The organism is Enterobacter sp. SM3, assembly GCF_009811935.2.
Taxonomy (GTDB): domain Bacteria; phylum Pseudomonadota; class Gammaproteobacteria; order Enterobacterales; family Enterobacteriaceae; genus Enterobacter; species Enterobacter asburiae_D.
In genome coordinates this window covers 328,852-347,186 of record NZ_CP099971.1, presented here as the reverse complement: position 1 = coordinate 347,186, position 18,335 = coordinate 328,852, and the positions used below count along the sequence as shown (strand labels likewise).

19 protein-coding genes are annotated in these 18,335 nt (G+C 57.7%); 4 read left to right on the top strand and 15 right to left on the bottom strand.

Features of this window, described 5'->3' with window-relative positions; all coding sequences use genetic code 11:
- From ugpE to livK, 8 genes are all read right to left on the bottom strand, one after another.
- A complete protein-coding gene (gene ugpE, locus GVO84_RS01495) occupies window positions 1-846 on the bottom strand; it encodes a sn-glycerol-3-phosphate ABC transporter permease UgpE (RefSeq protein WP_013099125.1) in 846 nt (281 codons plus the stop codon).
- Window positions 843-1,730, bottom strand: a complete 888-nt coding sequence (gene ugpA, locus GVO84_RS01490) for a sn-glycerol-3-phosphate ABC transporter permease UgpA (RefSeq protein WP_159515324.1) — start codon at window positions 1,728-1,730, stop codon at window positions 843-845. The genes ugpE and ugpA overlap by 4 nt, the downstream gene beginning before the upstream one ends.
- Window positions 1,731-1,832: 102 nt before the next feature.
- Window positions 1,833-3,149, bottom strand: coding sequence for a sn-glycerol-3-phosphate ABC transporter substrate-binding protein UgpB (gene ugpB / locus GVO84_RS01485; RefSeq protein ID WP_159515323.1), 1,317 nt, complete (start codon window positions 3,147-3,149; stop codon window positions 1,833-1,835).
- 247 nt (window positions 3,150-3,396) lie between these two features.
- Complete coding sequence (gene livF, locus GVO84_RS01480; protein ID WP_159515322.1) at window positions 3,397-4,110, bottom strand: high-affinity branched-chain amino acid ABC transporter ATP-binding protein LivF; 714 nt, start codon at window positions 4,108-4,110, stop codon at window positions 3,397-3,399.
- A 1-nt stretch (window position 4,111) separates the two neighbouring features.
- Entirely contained in the window at window positions 4,112-4,879 is a 768-nt protein-coding gene (livG, locus tag GVO84_RS01475) for a high-affinity branched-chain amino acid ABC transporter ATP-binding protein LivG (RefSeq protein ID WP_023310024.1), read from the bottom strand.
- Complete coding sequence (locus GVO84_RS01470) at window positions 4,876-6,153, bottom strand: high-affinity branched-chain amino acid ABC transporter permease LivM (protein WP_121426225.1); 1,278 nt, start codon at window positions 6,151-6,153, stop codon at window positions 4,876-4,878. Before GVO84_RS01470 ends, livG begins: the two co-directional genes overlap by 4 nt.
- Window positions 6,150-7,076, bottom strand: coding sequence for a high-affinity branched-chain amino acid ABC transporter permease LivH (livH, locus tag GVO84_RS01465; protein ID WP_047646901.1), 927 nt, complete (start codon window positions 7,074-7,076; stop codon window positions 6,150-6,152). The genes GVO84_RS01470 and livH overlap by 4 nt, the downstream gene beginning before the upstream one ends.
- A 46-nt stretch (window positions 7,077-7,122) precedes the next feature.
- Window positions 7,123-8,232: a high-affinity branched-chain amino acid ABC transporter substrate-binding protein LivK gene (livK, locus tag GVO84_RS01460; protein ID WP_159515321.1), complete on the bottom strand. Its 1,110-nt coding sequence runs from the start codon at window positions 8,230-8,232 to the stop codon at window positions 7,123-7,125.
- 424 nt (window positions 8,233-8,656) lie between these two features.
- On the opposite strand from livK, the gene panM reads away from it, so the two are divergent.
- Window positions 8,657-9,046 carry an aspartate 1-decarboxylase autocleavage activator PanM gene (panM, locus tag GVO84_RS01455; protein WP_121426223.1) on the top strand — a complete coding sequence of 130 codons (390 nt, stop codon included), beginning with the start codon at window positions 8,657-8,659 and terminating at the stop codon, window positions 9,044-9,046.
- Between the two features lie 109 nt (window positions 9,047-9,155).
- Here the strand turns inward: panM and livJ are convergent, their stop codons facing one another.
- The 6 genes from livJ to ftsY all read right to left on the bottom strand — a co-directional run bounded on the left by livJ (window position 9,156) and on the right by ftsY (window position 16,141).
- The gene (gene livJ / locus GVO84_RS01450; protein ID WP_146198314.1) at window positions 9,156-10,256 is read right to left on the bottom strand and encodes a branched chain amino acid ABC transporter substrate-binding protein LivJ; all 1,101 of its coding nucleotides are present in this window, start codon (window positions 10,254-10,256) and stop codon (window positions 9,156-9,158) included.
- 197 nt (window positions 10,257-10,453) lie between these two features.
- The gene (locus tag GVO84_RS01445; RefSeq protein WP_159515320.1) at window positions 10,454-11,719 is read right to left on the bottom strand and encodes a 4-aminobutyrate--2-oxoglutarate transaminase; all 1,266 of its coding nucleotides are present in this window, start codon (window positions 11,717-11,719) and stop codon (window positions 10,454-10,456) included.
- 136 nt (window positions 11,720-11,855) lie between these two features.
- Complete coding sequence (rpoH, locus tag GVO84_RS01440; RefSeq protein ID WP_024906692.1) at window positions 11,856-12,713, bottom strand: RNA polymerase sigma factor RpoH; 858 nt, start codon at window positions 12,711-12,713, stop codon at window positions 11,856-11,858.
- Between the two features lie 251 nt (window positions 12,714-12,964).
- Window positions 12,965-14,020 (bottom strand): permease-like cell division protein FtsX, encoded by a 1,056-nt coding sequence (ftsX, locus tag GVO84_RS01435; protein ID WP_029741817.1) that lies wholly within the window; start codon window positions 14,018-14,020, stop codon window positions 12,965-12,967.
- Complete coding sequence (ftsE, locus tag GVO84_RS01430) at window positions 14,007-14,678, bottom strand: cell division ATP-binding protein FtsE (RefSeq protein WP_023310016.1); 672 nt, start codon at window positions 14,676-14,678, stop codon at window positions 14,007-14,009. The genes ftsX and ftsE overlap by 14 nt, the downstream gene beginning before the upstream one ends.
- Before the next feature lie 2 nt (window positions 14,679-14,680).
- The gene (gene ftsY / locus GVO84_RS01425; RefSeq protein WP_159515319.1) at window positions 14,681-16,141 is read right to left on the bottom strand and encodes a signal recognition particle-docking protein FtsY; all 1,461 of its coding nucleotides are present in this window, start codon (window positions 16,139-16,141) and stop codon (window positions 14,681-14,683) included.
- A gap of 127 nt (window positions 16,142-16,268) precedes the next feature.
- Here ftsY and rsmD point away from each other — a divergent pair, with 127 nt between their 5' ends.
- Together rsmD and GVO84_RS01415 are read left to right on the top strand one after the other, a co-directional pair.
- Window positions 16,269-16,871, top strand: coding sequence for a 16S rRNA (guanine(966)-N(2))-methyltransferase (gene rsmD, locus GVO84_RS01420; RefSeq protein ID WP_023334140.1), 603 nt, complete (start codon window positions 16,269-16,271; stop codon window positions 16,869-16,871).
- Window positions 16,855-17,136: a DUF1145 family protein gene (locus GVO84_RS01415; RefSeq protein ID WP_010436509.1), complete on the top strand. Its 282-nt coding sequence runs from the start codon at window positions 16,855-16,857 to the stop codon at window positions 17,134-17,136. The genes rsmD and GVO84_RS01415 overlap by 17 nt, the downstream gene beginning before the upstream one ends.
- Before the next feature lie 82 nt (window positions 17,137-17,218).
- On the opposite strand, the gene GVO84_RS01410 is transcribed toward GVO84_RS01415, so the two are convergent.
- Complete coding sequence (locus GVO84_RS01410) at window positions 17,219-17,578, bottom strand: DUF2500 domain-containing protein (RefSeq protein ID WP_159515318.1); 360 nt, start codon at window positions 17,576-17,578, stop codon at window positions 17,219-17,221.
- 129 nt (window positions 17,579-17,707) lie between these two features.
- Here GVO84_RS01410 and GVO84_RS01405 point away from each other — a divergent pair, with 129 nt between their 5' ends.
- Window positions 17,708-18,334 (top strand): lysoplasmalogenase, encoded by a 627-nt coding sequence (locus tag GVO84_RS01405; RefSeq protein WP_159515317.1) that lies wholly within the window; start codon window positions 17,708-17,710, stop codon window positions 18,332-18,334.
- Window position 18,335: the final 1 nt, after the last annotated feature.

The following is an 18,335-nucleotide window of genomic DNA, read 5'->3' as shown; positions in this document are numbered from 1 at the left end:
TTATTTCTCGCTATCGACCAGGCCACGGACAAACGCACGCTGCATGGCTAAAACAATGACTACGGGTGGGATAAGGGTGAGCAGCATTGCCGCCATCACCTGGTTCCAGAGGGTGGTGCCTTCGCCGGTGGCGATCATGCCTTTGATGCCCGCTACTGCGGTACCGAGGTTGACGTCCTGAATAATCAGCAGCGGCCACAGGTACTGGTTCCAGCCGTAGATAAAGGTGATCACAAACAGCGCCGCAAGGTTGGTTTTCGACAGCGGCAGCACGATGTCGCGGAAGAAGCGCATCGGCGACGCGCCGTCGATGCGTGCGGCTTCAATCAGCTCGTCCGGCAGCGTCATAAAGAACTGGCGGAACAGGAAGGTGGCGGTCGCCGAGGCCATCAGCGGCAGGGTTAAGCCCGCATAGCTGTCGAGCATTTTCAGGTTGGCGATCACCTCCACCGTCGGGAAGATACGCACCTCCACCGGCAGCATCAGGGTGATAAAAATCATCCAGAAGAAGAGGTTACGCAGCGGAAAGCGGAACCAGACGATGGCGAAGGCCGAAAGCATCGACACCGTAATTTTGCCGACCGTAATGCCAAACGCCATGATGAAGCTGTTGAGCATCATCAGCCAGAACGGCGCGCTGTTGGCGCCCACGCCCTGGGTCCAGATGGTCTTCATGTTCTCGAAAAGATGTGTGCCTGGGATCAGCGTCATCGGCGTGTCGAACACCGCTTTGGTGTCCAGCGTGGCGGCAACAAACGCCACGTACAGCGGGAAGAGGATGACGATAATCCCTAAAATCAACATGGTATGGCTGAAAATCGTCAGCCCGCGACGGTTCTCAATCATTGGTAGCGCACCTTACTTTCGACATAGCGGAACTGCACCACCGTGAGGATGATGACGAGGAACATCAGCACGACGGACTGCGCGGCAGAGGCGGAGAGATCCAGGCCGGCGAAACCTTCGCGGTAGATTTTGTAAATCAGCGTGGTGGTCGCCTGCACCGGGCCGCCTGCGGTCGCCGCGTCGATCACCGGGAAGGTGTCGAAGAAGGCGTACACGAGGTTAACCACCAGCAGGAAGAAACTCACCGGGGCGATCAGCGGCAGCGACAGTCTGAAGAAGCGACGAATGGGCCCTGCGCCGTCGATGGCGGCGGCTTCCACCAGCGAGCGCGGTATAGACTGCAGCGCGGCAAAGAAGAACAGGAAGTTGTAGCTGATCTGCTTCCACACCGAGGCGAACACCACCAGGAACATCGCCTGACCGCTGTTCTGGGCGTGGTTCCAGTCGTAGCCCAGTTCGGCCAGGAAGTGGGTAATCAACCCGCGCCCCGGGTTAAACAGGAAGATCCACAGTACGGCGGCGACGGCGGGAGCCACGGCGTAGGGCAGCAGCATCAGCGTTTGATAAATACTGCTGCCGCGCACCACGTAGTCCACCAGCGCGGCGAAAAACAGCGAGGCAACCAGACCGCTGACGGTCACCAGCGCGCTGAACTTCATCGTCGTCCAGAAGGAGTCCAGGTAGTAGCTGTCGTGGAACAGCGCGGTGAAGTTGTCCAGGCCAACAAACTGGCTGGAAAGCCCGAACGGATCGACGCTTTGCACCGAGTACCACAGCGCTTCGCCCGCAGGCCAGATAAAGAAAATAACGGTGATGACCAGCTGCGGCGCGACCAGCAGATACGGCAGCCAGCGGGAACGGAACACCGGACGGGATGATGACATTGAGATTTGGTTCCTGAACAATGCCGGGTGGCGGCTACGCCTTACCCGGCCTACATGGGGCACGTCGTAGGCCCGGATCGCTACGCGTCACCGGGCATTTTTTTACGATTTGGTCGACTGCTCAAAGCGGCGCAGCAGCTGATTTCCGCGCTCTACCGCAGAGTCCAGCGCCTGCTGTGGCGTTTTCTTACCGGTCCACACGCTTTCCAGCTCCTCATCCACGATGGTACGGATCTGCGGCATGTTGCCCAGACGCAGGCCCTTGGTGAACGGCAACGGCGGCTTGTTCAGCATCTGACGCGTCGCGATGTCCGCGCCTGGGTTCTTGCTGTAGAAGCCCTGCTCGCGGGTCAGGTCGTACGCGGCTTTGGTGATCGGCAGGTAGCCGGTCTTCTGGTGCCACTCGGCGGCGTTTTCAGGCTTGGCCAGGAAGTCGAGGAACTCGGCTACGCCTTTGTAGGTGCCCTTGTCTTTACCCTGCATCACCCACAGGCTCGCCCCGCCGATAATGGCGTTCTGCGGCGCGCCCTTCACGTCTGCGTCGTACGGCATCATGCCCACGCCGTAGTTGAATTTGGCGTAGTGACGGATATCCGCCAGCGAGCCGGACGAGGCGGTGGTAATGGCGCAGTCGCCGTTGTAGAACTTCTCGGTAGATTCGTCTTTGCGCCCGAAGTAGCTGAAGTCGCCCTTCTTGTTCAGATCGGCAAGCAGCGCAATGTGCTTCACCTGCTCCGGCTTGTTGAACTCCAGTACCGCATCGGTGCCGTCGAAGCCGTTGTTTTTGGTCGCCACCGGCAGGCCGTGCCAGGCGCTGAAGTTTTCAATCTGGATCCAGCCCTGCCAGCCGCTGGCGTAGTCGCACTTCATCCCCGCCGCCTTCAGCTTCGCGGTGTACTCCGCCAGGTCCTGCCAGGTTTTTGGCGGCTGCTCCGGGTCTAAACCAGCTTTTTTGAAGGCGTCTTTGTTGTAGTAGAGCACCGGCGTAGAGCTGTTAAACGGCTGGGACAGCAGGTGGCCGGTTTTGGAATCGGTGTAGTAACCCGCGACGGTCGGCACGAACTGGGATTCATCGAAGTTGATGCCCGTCTCTTTGAACACTTCATAGACCGGCTTGATGGCTTTGGAGGCCATCATGGTGGCGGTGCCCACTTCATAAACCTGTAACAGGGCAGGCGCGTTGCCGGTACGGAAGGCGGCGATGCCCGCGCTCAGGCTCTGCTCGTAGTTGCCTTTGTACACCGGCACAATTTTGTAATCCGGGTGGGTGTCGTTGAAACGCTGCGCCAGGGAGTCAACTTCTTTACCCAACTCCCCTTCCATTGAATGCCAGAACGGAATGGTGGTGACAGCCATTGCGTTCGTCGCAAAAGCCAGACCCAGTGCCAGACCCAAAGCTGTGTGTCGTAACGATGTCATTGTCATCTCTCTTATTGTGCCGGATGCGCGATATCACGCGTTTTATGCTCGCGAGGTAACATGACATGCTCGAATTACAGAAAAATAACTGTTTGTTTACAGATAAGTGACAGCCAGGCGTCAGGGGGATGATGGTTGTGTGAAGGGGTGTAGTGGTTAAAAAAGCCGGGTGGCGGCTACGCCTTACCCGGCCTACTCGATCTCTGTAGGCCCGGTAAGCGTAGCGCCACCGGGCGATACAGACGGCTCAGCCGCCCAGGTAAGCGCTCCGCACCGCTTCGTCCGCCAGCAGCGCGTCGCCGGTATCCTCCAGCACCACGCGGCCGTTCTCCAGCACGTAGCCACGGTCAGCGAGCTTCAGCGCCTGGTTGGCGTTCTGCTCGACGAGGAAGATGGTCATCCCCTCTTTACGCAGCTGCTCAATGGTGTCGAAGATCTGCTGAATGATGATCGGCGCCAGACCGAGCGACGGTTCGTCCAGCAGCAGCAGGCGCGGCTGGCTCATCAGCGCGCGGCCTATCGCCAGCATCTGCTGCTCGCCGCCGGACATGGTGCCCGCACGCTGGATGCGGCGCTCCCACAGGCGCGGGAAAAGCTCGTACACCCACTTGATGCGGGTCTGGTATTCATCGCGGTGGGCGAAGAACCCGCCCATCGCCAGGTTCTCTTCCACCGTCATGCGGGAGAAGACGCGGCGCCCTTCCGGAACAATCGCTACCGCCTCGCGCATGATTCTGGCGGTCTGCCAGTCGGTAATGTCTTTACCATCGAACACAATCCGCCCGCTGGTGGCGCGCGGGTCGCCGCACAGGGTGCCGAGCAGCGTGGTTTTGCCCGCGCCGTTGGCACCAATCAGAGTCACGATTTCCCCCTGATTGATATGCAGGCTGACGTCGTGCAGCGCCTGGATCTTGCCGTAGTGCGCGTTGACCTTGTCGAACGTTAACATCGCTTTTTCCATCTTATGCCTCACCAAGGTATGCGCGGATCACGTCCGGGTTGTTGCGGATCTCTTCCGGCGTGCCGTTTGCCAGCGGCGTGCCCTGGTTTACCACGTAGATACGGTCCGAAATGCCCATCACCAGCTTCATGTCGTGCTCAATCAGCAGGATGGTGGTGTCGTGACTATCGCGCAGCTCGGCAATCAGCTCGTCCAGCTCTTTGGTCTCTTTCGGGTTGAGCCCTGCCGCCGGTTCGTCGAGCATCAGGATTTCCGGCTGCGTCACCATGCAGCGCACAATCTCCAGGCGACGCTGGTCGCCGTAGGCCAGGTTGCTCGCCTGACGGTTGGCGTGCTGCAGCAGGCCAATTCGGTCGAGCCAGGTGGCGGCGCGGTCGAGCGCTTCATCCTGCGCGCGGCGGAAGGCCGGGGTTTTCAGCAGGCCGGAGAACAGCCCGGTTTTCAGCTGCTGATGCTGTGCCACCAGCAGGTTCTCAATCACCGTCATCTCGCGGAACAGGCGCACGTGCTGGAAGGTACGCACCACGCCCATGCGGGCAATCTGCTGGCCCGGCAGCCCTTCCAGATGCTGGTCGCGCAGCATGATGGTGCCGCCCGTCGGCTTGTAGAAACCGGTCAGACAGTTAAAGACCGTGGTCTTTCCCGCGCCGTTCGGGCCAATCAGAGAGACAATCTCTTTCTTGTGCAGATCCAGATTCACGTTGTTGACCGCCAGCAGGCCGCCAAAACGCATCATCAGACCGTTAACGGATAATAATGGCTGACTCATGCCTGCTCTCCTTTCGCTTCCGCACTCTTAAGCTTCAGCTGTGGACGCGTCATCGGCAGCAGACCCTGCGGACGCCAGATCATCATCAGCACCATCAAACCACCCAGCATCAGCATGCTGTATTCGTTAAAGTCGCGCATCAGCTCGCGCGAGACCACCAGCAGGATGGCCGCGAGGATAACGGCGAACTGCGAGCCCATCCCGCCGAGCACCACAATCGCCAGCACAAAGGCGGATTCGGCAAAGGTGAACGATTCCGGGCTAACGAAGCCCTGACGCGCGGCAAACAGCGTTCCGGCGAAACCGGCAAACGCGGCGCTGATGGTGAACGCGGTCAGCTTGATGCGGGTCGGGTTCAGGCCCAGGGAGCGGCAGGCGATCTCATCTTCGCGCAGCGCTTCCCACGCGCGGCCCAGCGGCATGCGCAGCAGGCGGTTGATCACGAACAGGGTAATCACCACCAGCAGCAGCGCTACCAGATAGAGCCAGATCACGCGGTCGGACGGGTCATACTTCACGCCAAAGAAATTGCTGAAGGTATCCCAGCCGCCTTCGCGGGCGGTACGGCTGAACTCCAGGCCGAAGAAGGTCGGTTTCGGGATCTGGCTGATGCCGTTCGGGCCGCCGGTCACTTCGGTGTTGTTGAGCAGCAGGATACGGACGATTTCGCCGAAGCCTAAGGTCACAATCGCCAGGTAGTCACCGCGCAGGCGCAGCACCGGGAAGCCAAGCAGGAAGCCCGCCGCGGCAGAGACCAGCCCCGCCAGCGGCAGGCAGGTCCAGAAGCCGAGACCGTAATAGTGGTTCAGCAGCGCGAAGGTGTAGGCGCCGATGGCGTAGAAGCCGCCGTAGCCCAGCACCAGCAGGCCAGAGAGCCCCACCACCACGTTCAGACCGAGACCGAGAATCACGTAGATCATGGTCAGAGTGGCGATATCCACGGTGCCGCGAGACACCACAAACGGCCACGCCACGGCGGCCACCAGCAGCGCCACGAGGAACAGCTTCTGCTTAACGGTAGAGCCGTCGATTGCCGGCAGCACGAATTTCGGCCCGGAGACGTTTTTCAGCGTCTTCTGGAACAGCGGACGCAGCAGCTGGAACAGGAACACCACGGCGGTGCCGATAAACACCCACTGCCAGCGGATGTCGGGGGCGGTATCCACCACCAGCTTCGTGCCGTCCAGACCTAACTGGACGCCCATAAAGACGCCCGCCAGCACGAAGAACATGGCGGCAGAGAGCAGCGCCATTGCAAAATGCATCGGTTTCATACTTTCTCTACCTCCGGACGACCCAGAATACCGGTAGGCATCACCAGCAGAACCAGAATCAGCAGGGCAAACGACACCACGTCTTTATATTCCGTGCTCAGGTACGCCGAAGAGAGCGCTTCCGCCACGCCCAGGATCAGGCCACCGATCATCGCGCCCGGAATACTGCCGATACCGCCCAGTACCGCCGCGGTGAAGGCTTTCATCCCGGCCATAAAGCCGATGTACGGGTTGATCACGCCGTAGAACTGGCCGAGCAGGACACCCGCCACCGCCGCCATCGCTGCGCCAATCACGAAGGTCAGGGCAATCACGCGGTCGGTGTTGATGCCGAGGAGACTCGCCATCTTCAGGTCTTCTGCGCAGGCGCGGCAGGCGCGTCCCATACGCGAGTAGCGGATGAACAGCGTCAGGGCGAGCATCGCAATAAAGGTCACGACCCAGATAACCAGCTGCATGGTGGTGATAGTGGCCGCGAAGTTTTCGCTGGCTCCCACAATCCACTGGCCGTTAAACAGGCTTGGCAGCGCCACGTCGCGCGAGCCTTCGGTCAGGCTGACGTAGTTTTGCAGGAAGATCGACATACCGATGGCGGAGATCAGCGCGATCAGGCGCTTGGAGCTGCGCACCGGCCGGTAGGCGACGCGCTCAATGCTCCAGCCGTAGGCGCTGGCAATCACAATTGCGCCGACAAACCCGGCGGCGACCAGCAGCCAGCTGCTGTCGATGCCCATCATCATCAGGGCGGCGATAATCATGAAAGAGACGTAGCTACCGATCATGTACACCTCGCCGTGGGCGAAGTTGATCATGCCGATAATGCCGTAAACCATCGTATAGCCGATGGCGATCAGCGCGTAGGTGCTTCCCAGCGTAACGCCGTTAAACATCTGCTGCAGGAAATAGAGAAACTGCTCGGACATATGCAAACCTTTTTATACCCGCCCGTCATGCCGGGCGGTGGGATAATTATTTGGCGGCCGAGGACGAACCGTCGGCGTGCCACTTAAAGACACCAAACTCAAATCCCTTCAGATCGCCTTTCTCATCCCAGTTCAGCGGCCCAATCACGGTGTTCGCCCCGTGTGCTTTTAAATCTTTCACCAGATCCAGCGGCTCTTTGCTGCCGGAGCGATCCAGCGCGGTGGCCAGAGACTGTACGGCCGCATAGGTGATCCAGACGTACGGACCACTCGGATCTTTCTTCTGCGCCTTGAGCGCATCCGCGATAGCCTTGTTGGCCGGATCCTGGTCATAGCGTTTTGGCATCGTCACCAGCATGCCTTCGGCAGAATCCCCCGCGATGTTCGACAGGGAGGCGTTGCCCACGCCCTCTGGCCCCATAAACTGGGTTTTCAGGCCGGTGGCGCGCGCCTGGCGTAGCATCTGGCCCATCTCCGGGTAGTAGCCGCCGTAGTAAACGAAGTCGATGTTCTCTTTTTGCAGACGGGCGATCAGCGCGGAGAAGTCTTTCTCACCGGCGGTAATGCCGTCGAAGAAGACGATGTTCGCGCCGCCTTTTTTCAGGCCGTCCTGCACGGAGCGCGCCAGGCCTTCGCCGTACTGCTGTTTGTCATGAATAATGGCAATGCGCTGTGGCTTAACGGTGTCGAGGATGTATTTGGCGGCGGTGGGACCCTGCGAGGAGTCCAGACCGGCGGTACGCATGATATGCTGATAGCCGCGCTGGGTCAGCTCAGGGTTCGTTGCGCCTGGGGTGATCATCAGGATGCCTTCGTCTTCGTAGATATCAGACGCAGGCTGGGTGGAGGATGAACACAGGTGGCCGATCACATACTGGATACCGTCGTTGACGATTTTGTTGGCGACCGCGACGGCCTGTTTTGGATCGCAGGCGTCGTCATATTCCACGCCCACCAGCTTGTCGCCCTTGATGCCGCCCTTGGCGTTGATGTCTTTAATGGCCTGCCGCGCGCCGTTGAACTCCATGTCACCCCACTGGGCAACAGGGCCGGACATCGCACCCACTACCGCAACTTTAATGTCGTCGGCCATAGCGGCATGCGAGATCGACAGTGCGACCATCCCCGCGATTAACGTCTTCGCGTTCCTTTTCATCTCTGAATCCCCATTCGTGATGTCGTGTTTATATTTTGTTTTATTATGGTTAAAAAGCATTCTGTACTTTTAATGAACAACGCTATTTTTACCAGTGCCTTTAATGGTTTAGCGCAGGTTTTTGTAAAAAACCAGACTAAAATCTCTATTTTTCAGGCGATTAAGCAAAGATAATATTCTGAAATCAGGCAGAGATAAACAAATAAAAGTGCAGTTTGCAGCATAAAATAACGGTACAAAGCGCCGAATAAATCACTGCCCTTCAGGTTAAAATTCTGCTTATTTTTCGATCCATGTGTTTTCAAGCTGCCCATCGCGTTGCCAAAAAACTAATCACCTGGTTAATGAGAATAAAAAGAGGAAGCCGCTGAGTGAATAAATTGAGTACACTGCCCCTACTCAATCTGATTTGGACAAGTAGCTAATGAAACTGACTATCGTGCGTCTGGTGACCTTTAGCGACCAGGATCATATCGACCTGGGCAAGATCTGGCCGGAATATTCCCCTTCGTCGCTGCGCGTTGATGAGACCCACCGTATTTATGCCGCGCGTTTTAACGAGCGCCTGCTGGCTGCGGTTCGCGTAACCCTGAGCGGTACTGAAGGGGCGCTGGACTCGCTGCGCGTACGTGACGTCACCCGTCGTCGCGGTGTGGGACAGTATTTAATTGAAGAAGTGATCCGTGAAAACCCGAGCGTGACCTCATGGTGGATGGCCGACGTGGGCGTGGAAGACCGCGGCGTGATGGCGGCGTTTATGCAGGCGTTAGGGTTTACGGCGCAGGAGAGCGGGTGGGAGAAGCGCCAGGATTGATTTGTGCGGCCTGATGCGTGCGGTGCGGCCTGATGCCCTCACCCCGGCCCTCTCCCACGGGGAGAGGGAGAAAACATTAAAAAAGGCAACTTACGTTGCCTTTTTGCTTTTATTTGGCGTCGGTCGCCGTGCCGTTCGCATGCCAGTCAAACACGCCGAACTCGAAGCCCTTCAGGTCACCCTTCGCGTCCCAGGACAGCGGCCCCATGACGGTGTCGACAGTGTTCGCTTTCAGCCAGGTGGCAATCTCAGCCGGATCGGCTGACTGGTTCAGGCCCGCCTGCAGAGACTGCAGCGCCGCGTAGGTGGTCCAGACGAACGCGCCGCTTGGATCCTGTTTCTTCGCCTTGATGGCATCCACGATAGGTTTGTTCGCAGGGACCTGGTCGTAGTTCTTCGGCTTGGTCACCAGCAGGCCTTCGGCTGATTCACCCGCAATATTAGACAGGGACACGTTCGCCACGCCTTCCGGGCCCATAAACTGGGTTTTCAGGCCCGCAGCGCGCGCCTGGCGCAGGATCTGGCCCATTTCCGGGTGGTAGCCACCGTAGTAAACGAAATCAATATTCTCTTTCTTCAGACGCGCCACCAGGGTGGAGAAGTCTTTCTCACCAGCGGTGATCCCGTCGAAGAACACCACGTCAGCATTCGCTTTCTTGAGGTTGTCCTGCACTGAACGCGCCAGACCTTCACCGTACTGCTGCTTGTCGTGAACGATGGCAATGCGCTTCGGCTTCACTTTTTCAACGATGTATTTCGCCGCGGTTGGACCCTGGTCAGAGTCCAGACCGGTGGTGCGCAGGGTCAGCTTGTAGCCACGCGCGGTAAGCTCTGGTGCGGTCGCCGCCGGGGTGATCATCAGAATACCTTCGTCTTCGTAGATGTCAGACGCTGGCTGAGTAGAGGAAGAGCACAGGTGACCGATAACGTATTTGATCCCGTCGTTCACCACTTTGTTCGCGACCGCGACTGCTTGTTTCGGGTCACAGGCATCATCATATTTTACGATCTGCAGTTTTTCGCCTTTGATACCGCCCTTAGCATTAATGTCTGCAACCGCCTGCTCAGCGCCGGTAAATTCCTGGTCGCCGTACTGTGCTACCGGACCGGACATTGCGCCAACAACAGCCACCTTGATGTCTGCCTGTGCCATGGTGCTGAATGCCAACGCGATACATCCTGCCAGTAACGCTTTACCCTTCATGTTCATCCTGAGATTCCCCATTATTATGGTTATTACGATTGTTGTGATGTTGTTGTGCAGCGCTTTATGTCAGTTATAGGTGTGCTGTCCGCGCTTTTTCAGCATACTCTGCTAAAACATACCCGATTTTTATGATTTTGGAATAGCTAATTTGAAATGAATATATGCCAGGCCCGGCTGGGATTTTCGCCGGGCGTGTGGCTTTAACGTGTCAGCGACGCGGAGATAATGTCCAGCGCTTTGCGGAACTGCGCTTCAGGGATAGTCAGCGGATAGAGGAAGCGAATGACGTTGCCGTAGACGCCGCAGCTCAGAAGAAGCAGCCCTTCCTGCAACGCGCGCTCCTGCACCTGGCGGGTAAATTCCGGCGAAGGCTGACCCGTTTGCGGGTCGTTAAACTCCACCGCCACCATCGAGCCCTGCGCGCGAATGTCAGCGATATACGGGCAGCGTTCCTTCGCCTTGTTCAGCACTTCCACCAGGTGATGGCCAAGATGCGCCGAACGCGTGCAGAGATCCTCTTCATCAATTACGTCGAGCACGGCATGCGCCGCCGCAATCGCCAGCGGGTTTCCGGCGTAGGTACCGCCCAGCCCGCCCGGCGCGGGTGCGTCCATCACCTCCGCACGGCCAGACACCGCTGAGAGCGGCATTCCGCCCGCCAGGCTTTTCGCCATGGTGATCAGATCGGGCTTCACGCAGTGGTGTTCCATCGAGAACAGCTTGCCGGTGCGGGCAAAGCCGCTTTGCACCTCGTCGGCAATGAGCAAAATACCATGGGTGTCGCACAGGGCGCGCAGCGCCTGCATAAAATCAGCTGGCGCAATGTTGAAACCGCCCTCGCCCTGAACCGGTTCGAGAATAATGGCCGCGACCTGATCAGGAGCGATATCCGCTTTAAAGATGCGTTCCAGGCTTTTCAACGCTTCCGCCGTGCTGACGCCGTGCAGTTCATTCGGATACTGCGCGTGATACACCGAACCGGGGAACGGGCCAAAGCCGAGCTTGTACGGCGCAACTTTGCCGGTCAGCGCCATAGTCATAAAGGTACGGCCGTGGAAGGCGCCGCCGAAGGTAATAAGGCCGGGACGTTTAGTGTACGCCCGGGCAATTTTGACCGCGTTTTCGACCGCCTCTGCCCCCGTGGAGAAGAACGCAGTTTTAGCCGGACCGTCAACGGGCACCCGCTGGTTGATGCGCTCGGCAAGCGCGACGTAGCTTTCGTACGGCACAATCTGGTACGCCGTATGGGTAAACGCGTGGAGTTGTTTTTCAATGGCGGAAATGACTTTTGGATGGCGATGGCCGGTATTCAGCACCGCGATCCCGGCGGCGAAGTCGATGTACTCGTTGCCTTCCACGTCCCACACCGTGGCGTTTTCAGCTTTATCGGCATAGAAGTTACACATCACGCCGATGCCGCGCGGCGTCGCCTGTAAACGCCGGTCGTTCAGTTCGTTATTTTTCACCCTGTCCCCCTGAGAAAGTCGCCTGCTTAGCGCATCAGTAAGTGTTTGCCAGGGGGAGGGAATTCGCCAGAGCGGGCGCTAAAAAAACAAAACCCCCAGACTCTCATCCAGGGGTTCTCGGTGTACTTCGCGGAAATTACGCTTCGATAGCGGCGCGAAGTTTTTTCATGGCGTTCTTTTCAAGCTGACGGACACGTTCCGCAGAAACGCCGTAGCGGTCGGCCAGCTCCTGCAGCGTGGACTTGTTGTCTTCGTCCAGCCAGCGGGCGCGAATAATATCCTGGCTACGTTCGTCGAGGCCTTCCATCGCATGGGTCAGCTTGTTCGCGGCCTGATCTTCCCAGTTATCCTCTTCGATGCCGTCAGCAAAGTTAGAGGTTTTATCCTGCAGATATAGAACCGGTGCCATCGGCTGGCTGTCAGATGCGTCGTCGTCGGAGGACATATCAAAAGTCATGTCCTGCGCGGCCATACGGGATTCCATCTCACGCACGTCTTTGCTGGTTACGCCCAGCTCGCGCGCCACCATTTCCACTTCATCCTGGTTGAACCAGCCCAGACGCTGCTTGGTTTTACGCAGGTTAAAGAACAGTTTGCGCTGCGCTTTTGTCGTGGCGACTTTCACGATACGCCAGTTGCGCAGCACGTATTCGTGAATTTCTGCTTTGATCCAGTGCACGGCGAAGGAGACCAGTCGCACACCCACTTCCGGGTTGAAGCGACGTACAGCCTTCATCAGACCGATGTTACCTTCCTGAATCAAGTCCGCCTGCGGCAGGCCGTAGCCCGCATAATTACGAGCAACGTGAACAACAAAGCGCAGGTGAGACAGGATCAGCGTCTTAGCTGCTTCCAGATCGCCCTGGTAATGCAGCTTTTCAGCAAGCTCCTTTTCTTCCTCGGCCGTTAACATCGGCCAGGTGTTCGCAGCCCGGATATAAGATTCCAGGTTACCAACAGGGGCTAAAGCTAAAGTTTGCATTTCTTTGGTCATTCATTCCTCTCAATGTTTCTTCTGGTCCAGGTCGTCCCCGTCAGGCAACAACCATGCCAAAGCGTTTGAGCAACGAGATTAGCATTCACTCTTTTATCAGACAGTGATTTTATCCACAAGTTCCAGGTGCAACGGTGAATAAATTACGCACAAAATGTGACATGGAAATGATAACAGGGGGAGCGACAACAGGGACGCTTTCCCTGCAGAGCGAACATCTCGGTGCAGGGAAAGATTATATCACGCTTTTATTAGTCGGGAGTAAAGTGACGTAAATGTTGAACGGTTGCCAGCCAGGCTGCCACCCACCCAATCATCGAGCAAACCAGCAGCAGTAACAGGCACTCATCGAACCCTAAACCGCTGATATCAAACTTCGTTCCGAAAACCTGCGCCACTTCGGTCACGGCAGACGAAAGCCGCATCACCAAAATTTCTGACAATATCAGTGAAAGAAATGCGCCGGAAAAACCGAGCAGTGCACCGCCGTAAAGGAACGGTCGGAGGATGAAGCCATCCGTCGCACCAATCAGTTTCTGCACGTTGATGGTATCGCGACGGGCAAAGATGCTCAGGCGTACGCTGTTACCGATGACGAGGAAGACCGCCGCCACCATCAGCACGCCAATCATCGCCGCGACGCGTCCGACCAGCCCGGTCAAGGCAGCAAGGCGCGCAAACCAGCTGTCATCCATGCGCACTTCATCAATGCCCTTAATCCGCGTGATGCGATCGCGCAGGGTGTTAAGCGAATCGGTCCCCTGGAAATCCAGCTTCGGGATCACCACCGCCACGGCGGGCAGCGGGTTCTCTTCGAGCATATCCAGCGCGCCGCCAAAGCCAGACCAGTTACGGAACTCGCCCAGCGCGTCTTCACGTGAGAGATAGTTGACCTTCTCCACGCCCTGCTCGGCCTGGATTTGCCCAACCACCTGCGCCGCGGCGTTATCGTCGAGCGCTTTATCCATATAGACCGTGATCTGCGGGGACGGATAATACTGTGAAGCCGCCTGGTTGACGTTTTTATAGACCATGTAGCAGACGCTTGGCAGCGTCAGGGAGATGGCAATCACCATCACCGTCAGGAACGTCGCCAGCGGTTTGCTTTTCAGGTCCTGCAGCGCGCCGTGGAAGGCATAGCGCACCTGCTCGTTAAATACGTTGGTTTTACGGGAGGCCGGTTTTGGCGCGGCCTTCTGGCGCTTCGGCGCATTACGATTGCCGTCACCACCGCCCTGCGGCTTACGGAAACGGTCAAACCGGTTCCCGAACTGCCGAATCTGGTTCATTGCATCACGCTTGTTCACCGTGGCCTCCGTGCAAATGCCCGTCGCTCAGGGTCAGCATGCGGTACGAACGACGGGAAATGAGCCCGATGTCGTGCGTCGCCATCAATACCGTGACCCCTACGCGGTTGAATTCCTCAAACAGACGCAAAATCCCTTCGGACAGGGCATCGTCCAGGTTACCGGTTGGTTCATCCGCCAGCAGCACCGCAGGCTTGTTCACCACCGCGCGGGCGATGCCCACGCGCTGCTGTTCACCGCCGGAGAGCTGGATCGGGAAGTTCTTCGCTTTGTCCAGCAGCCCCACCTTATCCAGCGCCGCAGAAACGCGACGGCGGATATCGTCATAGCTGGCGCCGGCAATAATCAGCGGAATGGCCACGTTATCGAAAACGGTGCGATCCATCAGCAGGTGGTGATCCTGGAAAATCATGCCGATCTGACGACGCAGGAACGGCACCTCGCGGTTTTTCAGGCGGCTGATCTCATGGCCGCCGAAAAAGATTTTCCCGGCGCTTGGCCGCTCGATCCCACAGATAAGCTTGAGCAGGGTACTTTTCCCCGCGCCGGAATGGCCGGTCAGGAATGCCATCTCGCCCGGCTGCAGGTGGAATGTCACCCCCTGCAGCGCTTGTCTCCCACCGAGATAGGCCTTGCTGACGTGTTCAAAGCGAATCATTGTTAGTCCTCTCGGGCAAATAATGCCTCAATAAAGTCGTCCGCCTTAAACGGACGCAAATCCTCAATACGCTCGCCCACACCGATGTAGCGGATAGGAATGCCGAACTGGTCGGCCACGGAGAAGATCACCCCGCCTTTCGCGGTGCCGTCCAGCTTGGTCAGCGCGATCCCCGTCAATCCTACCGCTTCAGTGAACAGCTTCGCCTGACTGATGGCGTTCTGTCCGGTGCTGGCATCAATGGTCAGCATAATTTCATGCGGTGCGTCTTCGTCCAGCTTCTTCATGACGCGAACGATTTTCTTCAACTCTTCCATCAGGTGCGATTTGTTCTGCAAACGCCCTGCGGTATCGGCAATCAGCACGTCCACGTTTCGCGCCTTCGCCGCCTGGATGGCGTCGAAGATCACGGATGCGGAATCCGCGCCGGTATGCTGGGCAATCACCGGAATGTTGTTGCGCTGGCCCCAAACCTGCAGCTGCTCAACCGCTGCCGCACGGAAGGTATCGCCCGCCGCCAGCATCACCGATTTACCCTGCTGCTCGAACTGACGCGCCAGCTTGCCGATGGTGGTGGTTTTACCCACGCCGTTCACGCCAACCATCAGAATAACAAATGGCGTTTTGCCTTCAATATTAAGCGGTTCGTCAACTTTTGCGAGAATTTCACCCATCTCGTCTTTCAGCAGACCGTACAGCGCTTCGGCGTCGCGCAGCTGTTTGCGGCTCGCCCCTTCGGTCAGGTTGGCGATGATCTTACGGGTGGTTTCCACGCCGACGTCCGCAATCAGCAGCTGCTCTTCCAGCTCTTCAAAGAGATCGTCGTCGATCTTCTTGCCGCGGAACAGACTGATAAATCCGGAACCTAAGTTTTCTTTGGTTTTGAGCAGGCTGCGCTTCAGGCGTGCGAAGAAACCTTCTTTGGTCGGTTTTTCCTGCTCCTGAACGATCTCTTCTTCCGGCTGTTCTTCCACCGGCACGACGATGACCGCCTCTTCCGCGGCTTCCGCCGCCAGCGCCTGGGCTTCCAGCTCTTCGTCGGTCAGTTCTGGCTCAAGTGCCGCTTCTTCTTCCACCGCCTCAACGATTTCAACGGTTTCCGCTTCGGCCTGCCACTCTTCGGCAGACACCTCTTCGGCTTTCACCTCTTCCGGCAGCGGCAGCTCTTCGCGCTCGATTACAGCCTGCGGCGCTTCGGCAACGGCCTCGATGACAACCGGCTCTGGCTTCTCGCTCTCCTGAACCTGTTCAGTGACCTCAACCACCTCTTCAGCAAAGGATTCAATTTCTTCTTTGCTGTGCGCCGTTTCTTCCGCTTCGACTACCGCGGCGGTTTCTACAGGCGTTTCAGGCTGCGACTGCTCTTCAACGGCTTGTTGCTCTTCGGTTTTCTGTTCTGTTTCTTGCTCTTTTTCACCGAAGCCCAGCCAGGAAAAGAAGCCACGTTTTTTTTGTTTTGCCATCTGCGACTACACTCCTCGCGGCGCTATATACATGGAAGCTAAAAAAATGATGAAATAGTCTAACACTTTACTTAATTGACATCACCGCCCGCAATCGTAGGCCAATTGTTAACAGAGCTTTCCTGAGATGAAGAAACCCAACCGCGCCCCGGCCGGTCAAATTCGTATTATCGGCGGTCAGTGGCGAGGCCGGAAATTACCGGTGCCGGACAGCCCCGGTTTACGCCCTACTACCGACCGCGTGCGCGAGACGCTATTTAACTGGCTGGCCCCGTCAATGGTAGACGCCCACTGCCTGGACTGCTTCGCCGGAAGCGGCGCGCTCGGGCTGGAAGCGCTGTCGCGCTATGCCGCCAGCGCCACGCTGCTGGAGATGGAGCGCGGCGTGGCGCAGACGCTGCAGCAAAACCTGGCGACGCTGAAGGCGAGCAACGCCAAAGTCGTGAACACCAACACGCTGAGTTTTCTAGCGCAGAAAGGCACGCCGCATAACGTGGTGTTTGTCGACCCGCCGTTCCGCAAGGGGCTGCTGGAGGAGACGTTATCCTTGCTGGAGCAAAACGGCTGGCTGGCGGATGACGCGCTAATTTACGTTGAAAGCGAAGTGGAAAACGGTTTACCGCCGGTTCCCACTCACTGGGATCTGCACCGCGAAAAAGTCGCGGGTCAGGTTGCTTATCGTCTGTATCACCGTCAGGCACAAGGAGGATCCGATGCCGGTACTGATTAACCTGGGACGTTTGCTGATGCTGGGCGTCTGGGCGTTTTTGATTCTGAATCTGGTGCACCCGTTCCCGCGCCCGATGAACATTTTCGTTAACGTGGCGCTGATTTTCACGTCGTTTATGCACGCCCTGCAGATGGTGATGCTGAAAAACGGCCTGCCGAAAGACGGCCCGCAGATGACGGGCTGGCAGCAGCTGCGCGTGTTTATTTTCGGCGTGTTTGAGCTGCTGGTGTGGATGAAGAAGTTTAAGGCGCAGGTGAAGAAGTAAGGTGCGTTTAGTCGCCCGGTGGCGCTTCGCTTACCGGGCCTACGAAACCCCGTAGGCCGGGCAAACGCAGTGCCGCCCGGCATTACCGCTCCGGTTCAAACCCTTCAAACCGCGACCCTTTGTAGCTCAACGTCCCTTTCTCCCCCACCGTCAGCTGATGATACTGCTGCGCCTCCAGGCGGAAGGTCATCTCCAGGCCGCCCGTTTCCGGCTTAAAGCTCGCTTCATAGCGCATTGCTGTGCCCGCAGGCGTCACCTGCTGCTGGCGCGAGCGGCGGTCGTTGAGCGGCTTCTCGCGTTTGTTGGTCACCACCACGCGCTTTTGCATCAACGGTGCGGCATCGTTATCCGCCTTCTCGCGGCGCTGCTGCGCGAAACGGAACGAGGCGGCAATAACGATAATCGCCACCACGATAATGAAAAAAAGCGGCATCTTGCTCATTCTAAAATCCCATAAGATTATGCGGAAATCAGGATACCTTGCCTTCCCCGCCATTGCCAAACGCCCGCTCGCGTCACTACACTGGATCAGAAACTGATTATTCAGACTTAACAGATACAGGGAGTTAATATGCTTTGGTCATTTATCGCTGTCTGTTTTTCCGCATGGCTTTATGTCGATGCGTCGTATCGCGGTCCCACCTGGCAGCGCTGGTTGTTTAAACCGGTCACGCTGTTGCTCCTGCTGCTGCTGGCCTGGCAAGCGCCGATGTTCAACGCCGTCAGCTATCTGGTGCTCGCCGGGCTGTGTGCGTCCCTGATAGGCGATGCGCTGACTCTGCTCCCCCGCCAGCGTCTGCTCTATGCCGTGGGCGCGTTCTTCCTGTCGCATCTGCTCTATACCATCTACTTTGCCAGCCAGATGACGCTCTCCTTCTTCTGGCCGCTGCCGCTGGTGCTGCTGGTAATTGGCGCACTGCTGATTGCGGTGATCTGGTCGCGTCTGGAAGAGATGCGTTTGCCAATCTGTACGTTTATCGCCATGACCCTGGTGATGGTGTGGCTGGCGGGCGAGCTGTGGTTCTTCCGCCCGACCGCTCCGGCGATGTCCGCGTTCTTCGGCGCCGCGCTGCTGCTGCTCGGGAATGTCGTCTGGCTGGGCAGCCACTATCGCCGCCGCTTCCGGGCGGATAACGCGATTGCCGCAGCCTGCTACTTTGCCGGGCATTTCCTGATTGTGCGTTCGCTGTATATCTAAA